Genomic DNA, 6,928 nt, shown 5'->3' with positions numbered 1-6,928 from the left:
CTATTATTTCGGTTGAATATCAGGATACCTATAGGTTTTTTATACAATCAAGAAACCTTGATTATAGAGATCAAAAAGACAAAAGCTTTTCCATTGCGCAAAGAACTATAAATTTTTGACCGTGGTGTGGGGCTGATTTATCAGAAGTTATTGCAAATAACATTCATTATATTTCTGCATTTTATATAATGAACAGTTATCAATTTATTTGACATAAGCTATAAGATTKGCAATTTTCTGTCCCCTCAGGGTCTCCTTGAAAAGGGACCCTGAGGCGCTTGCTAAGTATTAAACTATGCAAATTCGATCTGCATTGTCCCTCAGGGTCCTCCTTTGGAGAGACCCTGAGGGACGAAAAAAATAGAGGTCCTGGGTGGCCGGCTTACTGTTTTATTATCAAACCACTATATGATACGTCAGGCGTTACCTTCCGATGCAGGCTTGCTCGGTAAGCTTATTATCCTGGCCATGGGTAACCTGGCGGCCAAATTTGTAAATGCGAAGCATTCCGGCGATGCGGCCCCTTTATTTGAGTTATTTGCCCGCCAGACCGGCAACCAGTACAGCTACGAAAATGCGTTGGTTTATGAAGATGAAAACGGTATTTGCGGCATGATCACCGGTTATGACGGCGCCCAACTGGATAAGTTGAGAACACCGTTTTTACAGCACATTAAAGAAACTTATGGCTTTGAACAACCGCTGGAAGACGAAACCCAGGCCGGCGAATATTATATCGATTGCCTGAGCGTGTTGCCCCTGCACCAGGGAAAGGGGATAGGCAAAAAGCTCATTAGAGCGCTTATTGAAGACGCAGCTGATAAAGGATATTTCATCACCGGCCTGCTGGTTAGCAAAAGCAACCCGGGAGCAAAAGCTATGTACACCGGCATGGGTTTTAAAATTGTGGATGAAAGGCTCTTTGTGGGGGAGGTGTACGAGCATATGCAACGCTGTTTTGAAGTTAAGCCAGAGGCTTAAACCATCTCTCCAACGAGTTAAAACTTCGCTGGAAATTAGAACTTGTAAATTATTTTGTAAAAATCCTGCAAAGGATATTCCCCTTGTAGTCCATAATCTTCAATTACAATTTTGTCCGTTTTAGTATAAAATGTTATTGTTGATGTAGGTTGGTCCGAAACGTCAACAGTATGCTTCTTTTTGAGCCCCTTCAAATCAGCATGCCGGAGAATGGTTGATATCTGCTGCATTTCGTTAGAACTTAACGAATAAGTAGAATCTTTGTACTTAGGGTTATCGTAGACTTTTTTACAACTACTTGAATTATTTGCCAGATTTATCAGGCAATTGATCGATGGATAACTATCTGATTCCACCCCGAAATTACTTAAGTCCGCTTTGATCTTAACAACGGAATTTGCCGTAAGTATTTTTTGCCTGCAACCGAATGTTATGGCACAAAAGAATAATATAACTAAAACATAGTATCGTTGTTGAAATCTTAAATGCCACATTTCTCAATTTTTAAGGATTAGTCTTAATGTTTCTTTCTGCCACAACCCTCACTCTTCTTTCCCAAATTCAAGCGGCGTCAAATCGGCAATTTGCTCCCAGCCCATGAAGCCCTCGAATAACAGACCGTTGGTTGGACTATAATTTCCCTGGGCATCAATAGTTATACTGCTTTCCAACAGGTTCACCATCGACATTTGTCCGTTAGGGAATTTTGCCCGCGCGGGCCTTTCAATTTTAAATCCGCTGTTTTCAAACCCCGCGGGGTTACGTTCTTTGGTGTAAAGCACAAACAGGGCATCTTTGAAGGTAAAAAATTTCAGATTATCGGCATCAGGGGTCAGCAGCGAATCGGTCATCACCTGGCGGTCATCAAAGATCATGCGGTTTTCATTGTTATATTTTGTGCCGATTGGAGGTTTATGGAGCAGTTTATAAATCTCGAAGCCCGATTCATAAACTTTGTCATTATAAATAGCCTTCATAAAATTGATGATGGAGCCATTGTAAGCCGTTTGGCGGTTCTTTTTCCACCGAGAGGCTTCCTTTTCGGTTTTGGCAACCAAATCTTCAAACGAGGGGTAGCCCTGGTATTTTACGATGTTATTGATGTTATCATGCTCAAAGTTTGTGAGCAGGTATTTAATGCGATAGCCCAATGCTTTGTTTTGTACTATCAAAAACTCGTCGGCGCTTGCCGCGAGCGTCAGGCTTTGCTTGTCGTAGTGAAAAAACAATACTTTGGGATTTAAAATGTCGCAATCGCCGGCATTTGGTGTGGTGCCCAGGAACCATTTTTTAAACTCGCGGTAATGCCCTTCCCAATTATTATCGGCAGTAATGGTAACCTCTTTCAGTTTATTGGTATTGGTTTTTAAAACCAGGCCCAGCTGTACCGCGTGATTCTTAACAACAACAGGCATCGAAAGCGCCTCGAACCCAATCATTTTGGCCACCAAAACATACTGGCCCGGCGAAACATGATCGAGGTGAAATGTGCCATCATTATCGCAGGCTGTAATGGCTTTGGTACCCGTAAGGAAAACGGTTGCCCCCGGCAAAGGGCCGGTATCATCGCGCACGGTGCCTTTTATGGTGTAGGTTTCCTGGGCATTTAAATGGCTGCCGACAGCTAAAAATGTGAAGACCAGCAGGTATTTAAATTCCCTTAACAGGGGCAAAATTTTCATAGTGGAATTTACTAAAATAACCACGATACATTGAATAAGCTAATTAGTTTCTCTTCTTATTTGTAATTAATCTAAATAAAAATAACTTTGCACAAAAAATAGCCCGGCACTTGGTCGCCAAACTTCATACCGGGCAAATAACAAATCTGTTAAAATTTATTATTTAAGTAAAACTATGCATTTTACCGCTACTTGCCCCTCAACATCCATCAAATTCCGCCCCGTTTTATTAGAAGTCTTCAATGGTATAAGATTCGTCTGCTTATTTGCGCTGCTTATAATTGCCTGCCAGGCATCTGCGCAGGTTGCACCAAACGGAGCGGTAAAAGGAACAGTAAAAACAGCCGACGGTAAAGCCGCGGAATATGTAAATATTACCATTACCGAAACCAACCAGGGCGTGGTAACCACGCAAAGCGGTCATTACATGATTAAAAATATTAAGCCAGGCAACTACACATTAGTAGCCAGTTTCATGGGCCTGCAAACCCAAACCCGGGAGGTAACGGTTACTGCCGGCGAAACGACCACTATAAACTTTGTTTTGAGCGAAGGCGGCAAGCAATTGCAGGAGGTTTATGTTAAAAGCGCCAAGCACAACAAGTTTTTGAAAAAAGAAACCGAAGATGTTGCCCGCCTGCCCCTCAAAAACCTCGAGAACCCCCAGGTTTACAGCGTAGTTACCAGCGAACTGATGAAAGAGCAGGTAGTAACCAGCTATGCAGATGGATTTAAAAACATTCCGGGTACCGGCGTTCCGCTGGTATATAACAACGGCCGTACAACCTTGCTGTCGCGCGGTTTTGTAACCGGCAATTTTATCCGTAACAGTGTTGCCGGCTATAACTTTAACAGTATCGATCCGGCAGATATTGAAAAGATAGAGGCCATTAAAGGCCCCACCGGAACCTTGTTTAACAGCAGCCTGGCATCGTTTGGCGGTTTGTTTAATCGGGTTACCAAACAACCCTTTGAAATCGCCCGTACCGAAATTACCTACCAAACCGGTAGCTTTGACCTTAACAGACTTACCGCCGATGTAAACCTGCCCTTAAATGCAGATAAAACCGTATTGTTTAGGATTAACACCGCTTTGCATAATGAGCACAGCTTTCAGGATGCCGGTTTTAACCGCAGCTTTTTTGTGGCCCCCAGCATTACCTATATCGTAAACGATCGTTTATCGGTTGATCTAAATTTAGAAATAGGCAATTCAAATGCTACATCGGCCTACCGCCTGGCGCCCGATACCAAGGGAAAGATCTATAATGTTAAAGACCTGGGGATTGACTATAAGCGGTCCTTCGCCAATAACAGTGTTGACTACCTGAGCAGGCAAATTGACGTTTACGGGCTGATAAAATACAAGATATCGGATAATTGGAAATCGCAGACCATGTTTAACAAAACCTACTCGAGCACCAAGGGTTTTGTTACCCTGTTAACCCTGGTTGATAGTGTAAAAAAGATTAAACAGCAGGCTACCAAAGAAGATTACCCGTACTACATAACCAACGTTCAGCAAAATTTTATAGGCGATTTCAAGATCGGCCAGTTCCGTAACCGTATTGTGGCCGGGGTGGAATATTATAACCAAAAAAGCAATAATGCCAATGTTACCGTAACCATGCCCGCTATAAGCTACCTTGACCCGGGGGCGGCCTACAATAATTTTACTGCCGATAAACTTTCGGCACTGGTTGCGGCAGCTACGCCTAAAGCCAGCGATTATGTTCAGAATAACCAAAGCTCATATGCGGCCTACGTATCTGATGTGTTTAACATTACCGACAGGCTAAACGCCATGGCCAGTATCCGTATTGACAGGTTTGATAACAAAGGCGCTTATACCCCTGCCGATGGCAAAAGAACCGGCAATTTTAAGCAAACGGCCTGGTCGCCAAAATTGGGTATGGTTTACGAACTGGTTAAAGGGCAGGTATCGTTATTTGGCAATTATATGAATGGGTTTAACAATGTAAGTGCAACCAGTTTTGATAATACCCCATTTAAGCCACAATATGCCAACCAGTGGGAGGGCGGGATAAAAGTTGATGCATGGGATCATAAAATCAGCTCGACCGTAAGCTATTACGATATTTCGGTAACTAATACCACCATGGACGACCCTGCGCATGCCGGTTTTTCGACCCAGGCAGGCACACAGTTAAGCAAGGGTATCGAAGCGGAGTTAATTGCCAATCCGTTTAAAGGCTTTAATATTGTTGCAGGCTTTGCCTATAATGATAGCAAAATAACAAACGCCGCTGCGGGCACAGGTTTGCAGGGTTTACGCCCGGCCAATGCCGGCCCGGCACGTTTGGCAAACCTGTGGATGAGCTATCGTATTGTAAGCGGCGGGCTGCAAGGCCTGGGCGCCGGGGTGGGCGGCAACTACGGCAGTCAATCGTACCAAACCAATACACAAACATTTAAATTTATTATCCCGTCATATACCACCATTGATGCCACCGTATTTTACGATAAGCCTAAATATCGCGTAGGCTTTAAGCTGGACAACCTGACCAACGAAAAATACTGGTCGTTCCGCCTGGCGCCGCAAAATCCTACACGGGGCACATTAAGCTTGAGTATTAAGTTTTAACGCGTAGCGGCAAGTATCCAGTCGAAGTCTTAAGTTCTAAGAAGGTGTTTGAAGATAAAAAAACTATCGTCATTGCGAGGTACGAAGCAATCCCGAACTATGTGGGACTTTGCATGTAGGGGATTGCTTCGTACCTCGCAATGACGATCATCAATATTGGTAATCAATAACTTATAATGAGGTGTAATGCGTTGATTATCAATGTTGATTTTTTCACATAGAGACGCAAAATTTTGCGTCTCCCGCGTGCAAATCAAATCTTGCAAATCCGCTTGTCTGGCGGAGACTGAACGTTAATTTGATAACAGGAAATGTTATATCAATGTAAAGTGTAAAAAACACACCAGCTAAATTAGCCTGATGGCCCTCATATCCTTAAATTTGCGCCGTTAACAATATCAAATACGCATGGAGGCAGAAATTAGCGCAGATACTACATCATCAAAGGTTAGCTTAACCATAATCGGCTTTGTAGCATTTACGTTTATCGCTTATGTATCCATCGGGTTATCCCTGGCTGTGCTGCCGGTATTTATCCATCAAAAACTGGGGTTTAGCGCTGTGGTAGCGGGCATCGTAATCAGCCTGCAGTATATCACTACCTTTTTATGCCGCATGTTTGCCGGTAATATGGTAGATAAGCGGGGCCCAAAGCCTGCGGTTACCATGGGCATGGCTGCTTTTACAGCAAGCGGCGTAATGCTGCTTTTTGCCTGGTTGCTGCGCGATACCCCGCTGATAAGCCTGGGTATGCTGATAATTACCCGGCTTGTAACCGGCATAGGCGAAGGCTTTGTAGGATCGAGCCCCATTAACTGGGCCTTATTTGCCACCAGCGACGATCACACTGCTAAAGCGATATCATATAACGGTATTGCCAGTTACGGAGGTATTGCCGTTGGCGCACCACTTGGGGTTATCATCAGCAATAGCTTGGGTTTAGGCGCTATAAGTTTGCTGATTGCGGTACTTGCCTTTGGCGGTTTTTTATATGCCAAAAATAAAACGGCGCTGCGAGGCAGTAGCAAAGCACCCCGCCAGGGCTTTTTGCAGGTATTAAAAAAAGTATCGCCATACGGTATTGCTATGGGGCTTGGCGGCCTGGGGTTTGGCACCATATCAACCTTTATAACACTGTATTACATGGCCCTTAAATGGCAGGGCGCGGTATTGTGCCTATCGGCATTTAGCGGTATGTTTATTTTGGGGCGCTTGGTGTTTTCAAAAGCCATTAACAAATATGGCGGCATGAAAACCAGCCTCGTTTGTCTTTCGGTAGAGGTAGTTGGTTTGATGGTGCTGTGGCTGGCTCCAGTACCATACCTGGCTGTAATAGGTGCGGGGATTACCGGGCTTGGTTTTTCGCTGGTATTCCCGGCCCTCGGTGTCGAGGCAGTTAAACTGGTTCCCGCATCCAACAAAGGTGCCGCGCTTAGTGGCTACAGCTTGTTTATCGATATGTCGTTAGGGTTAACCGGTCCGCTGGTTGGTTTTGTTGCGAGCCAGTTTGGACTCATGTATATTTTCCCGTTCAGTATGGCTATGGTAATGATAGGGCTGGGGATGGCGGTGTGGCTTTATTGTAGAAGAAGTTTGACGTTGCCCTTTAGAGGAATGAATTAGGGCTACAGGTATTATATGCCCGTGAAAATACATTTAT

General features: G+C 44.2%; 5 protein-coding genes. 3 read left to right on the top strand and 2 right to left on the bottom strand.

Features of this window, described 5'->3' with window-relative positions:
• Nucleotides 1-408: 408 nt before the first annotated feature.
• Entirely contained in the window at nt 409-981 is a 573-nt protein-coding gene (locus AC1DXF_RS26535) for a GNAT family N-acetyltransferase (protein ID WP_477451712.1), read from the top strand.
• Between the two features lie 35 nt (nt 982-1,016).
• Here the strand turns inward: AC1DXF_RS26535 and AC1DXF_RS26530 are convergent, their stop codons facing one another.
• Together AC1DXF_RS26530 and AC1DXF_RS26525 are read right to left on the bottom strand one after the other, a co-directional pair.
• The gene (locus AC1DXF_RS26530; protein ID WP_477451711.1) at nt 1,017-1,475 is read right to left on the bottom strand and encodes a DUF6438 domain-containing protein; all 459 of its coding nucleotides are present in this window, start codon (nt 1,473-1,475) and stop codon (nt 1,017-1,019) included.
• A 48-nt stretch (nt 1,476-1,523) separates the two neighbouring features.
• On the bottom strand, nt 1,524-2,663 hold the full coding sequence (locus tag AC1DXF_RS26525; protein ID WP_477451710.1) for a carboxypeptidase-like regulatory domain-containing protein: 1,140 nt from the start codon (nt 2,661-2,663) through the stop codon (nt 1,524-1,526).
• 175 nt (nt 2,664-2,838) lie between these two features.
• On the opposite strand from AC1DXF_RS26525, the gene AC1DXF_RS26520 reads away from it, so the two are divergent.
• Together AC1DXF_RS26520 and AC1DXF_RS26515 are read left to right on the top strand one after the other, a co-directional pair.
• Nucleotides 2,839-5,268: a TonB-dependent receptor domain-containing protein gene (locus AC1DXF_RS26520; protein ID WP_477451709.1), complete on the top strand. Its 2,430-nt coding sequence runs from the start codon at nt 2,839-2,841 to the stop codon at nt 5,266-5,268.
• Between the two features lie 408 nt (nt 5,269-5,676).
• Nucleotides 5,677-6,891: an MFS transporter gene (locus AC1DXF_RS26515; RefSeq protein WP_477451708.1), complete on the top strand. Its 1,215-nt coding sequence runs from the start codon at nt 5,677-5,679 to the stop codon at nt 6,889-6,891.
• Nucleotides 6,892-6,928: the final 37 nt, after the last annotated feature.

The organism is Mucilaginibacter sp. P2_A5 (genome assembly GCF_056404995.1).
This window is presented reverse-complemented; position numbering and strand designations above follow the sequence as displayed.